The organism is Acinetobacter sp. YH16044, from assembly GCF_013417145.1.
Taxonomy (GTDB): domain Bacteria; phylum Pseudomonadota; class Gammaproteobacteria; order Pseudomonadales; family Moraxellaceae; genus Acinetobacter; species Acinetobacter amyesii.
Genome location: NZ_VPEK01000113.1, coordinates 1 through 1,983 on the forward strand (window position 1 = coordinate 1; position 1,983 = coordinate 1,983).

Sequence of the window (1,983 nt, forward strand, 5' to 3'; positions counted from 1 at the left end):
CACAACGATCTATTTGGGAGATCCTCATGTCTGTTTCAAATCTTAATGTTTTAGAGCTTTTAGGCAAACAAGTTTCTTTTACTTATTCTCATCCTGTTGGCCAGTTGGTTAAAAAAGGAATTGTTACAAGTATTGTTTTCAATCTTTCTTCTTCACCTGAAATTCTTATAGATGATCAAGGTGATTTTCATGATCTATCTGAAATCATTGATTTTGAAGTAGCACAGTAAACGAAGTTTGCATAAGTGCGCCCTTCGGGGTGCATTTTTTTGCCTGTTTCTTGAGAAACGCGTAAGCGTGCATTCTGAAAATTCTGCTAAAGATTACTTATATAATCTTTAGTTCCTGTTCTTAAACTCTTAAGAGCGCACTTAGCCATTGAGCGAAGCTCAATGGTAATTGCTTTTACTGGAGAGATTGTTCTCCAGTAGCAGAGGGGGCGGAGTTGCCCCCGAACTGACACAATTAAAACTTTAAAGCCTTTTCTCTCTGATTACAGCTCCCTTTTGCTCCAGATCGGTAAGTTTTAGGCTTTGCCGTCGCAAAAAAACATAATGCTTTGATAAATAAAAAACCCGACCATATTGTATATGGTCGGGTTTCGTTTTATATTCGATGCACGGTTATTAATTACTGGAAATAATTAATAACGAAAGTTATATCAGTTAAGAGCTGTATATAAGATTCAAGTTAAAACTCCGTGCTGTAGAATCATTATACCGTGCGAAGAATTAAAATAAATCCCTCTTTCGTTTTTAATCTGTTCATGTAGTCAATTTCCGTCCTTTTTGTGGGTGGAAGGTGCAGTGACGCCAGCGCAAAATTGATTAAGTCTGCTACTGGGGGATCTGAACAAAGCAGACAACGGCATGAGTAGTCATAAAACGCTGATCGTGAGTATATTGGGGTAATCCCTTGCGGTGATCATTAAAAGGCGTTTATAGGCGGTTTTGGACGTGTTCAGGGGGTGATCTATGCCCTAACCAAGACAAGCGCAGCAATAGACTGTAATGCGCTCCTGTGAAACGATGGCTCGGCTCCGTAGTGATGCCTTACATTGTTCGGGTAATACTGCTTAGGGTGCTTTTAGTGCTCTAGGGTGAGTATTTCCTGATCTTCTCTAACTCTCACCATAATGATAAATCACTAATACTTGAATAGTTAAATAAATAGAGGTTTTTTAAATGGGAAATATTGATATAAATCAAACAGTTGAACACTTAAAAGATTTGTTAGGCAAACAAGTTTCATATAGTATTTGTTTGGGGGGGACAACTTATCAGAGTGATGGTGAGGTCACTTCGGTTGTTTTACATCTTCATGGTGATCATGAGTTTTCTGTAGATGATGGGGATTATTATTCTTTTTCCGAATTGACAGAATTTCAGGTTTTAGATGATCGTTCTATTGTGGACGCTGCTTTTACTGGTCTTATAACGGATAACAAAGATTTTATTGATTCATTAAGCAAGCCTACCCCGTAGCCACAGGACTTGTAAGGGGTTCGACCCCTTAACCCCAAAGGGCGCACTTTACTTGAATTTCAGCTTTTAGCCTCAAGTTAGTTTTATATCTCCAGTCAAAATGCCCTTAAGTCTATCTTTTAGGGCATTTTTTTGATCTTGGTATATTTAGTATATTTACGAAATCTCACGTAATGCTTGTATAGCAAGGCTTTCAGAGCGAATGTCTATGAGCGAACTGAAGCTTTATGCTTCTTAAATCCTTTTTTTCTCTGATTACTGCTCCCGTATGCGTCAAAATCGCTAGAACTTAGGCGTCGTCCCGCGCCGACACAAAGAAAAGCAAAATACTGTCATTTTGTCGCGTGTGCCGACCTACGGATCGGACATCACGCGACAAAATGACAGTTCAAGGATTTTTTAAACGAAAGCGGTCATTTTTCATTGCTATTGCGTCCTGCTTGCACACGGATTAACATAATCAGGAAATTGATTAAAAAATGATCCAATACTCCGAGTT

General features: G+C 38.7%; 2 protein-coding genes. Both read left to right on the forward strand.

Annotation, left to right across the window (positions count from 1 at the left end):
- Nucleotides 1-230 (forward strand): hypothetical protein (locus tag FTV38_RS17265; RefSeq protein WP_257228812.1); only part of this gene is annotated, 230 nt, incomplete at its 5' end.
- A 954-nt stretch (nucleotides 231-1,184) separates the two neighbouring features.
- Complete coding sequence (locus FTV38_RS17270; protein WP_179991805.1) at nucleotides 1,185-1,484, forward strand: hypothetical protein; 300 nt, start codon at nucleotides 1,185-1,187, stop codon at nucleotides 1,482-1,484.
- The last annotated feature ends 499 nt before the right edge of the window (nucleotides 1,485-1,983 follow it).

What these genes read in the sequence shown, in the direction of transcription:
- FTV38_RS17270 (WP_179991805.1), top strand. Translation starts at nt 1,185, where the DNA reads ATGGGAAATATTGATATAAATCAAACAGTTGAACACTTAAAAGATTTG.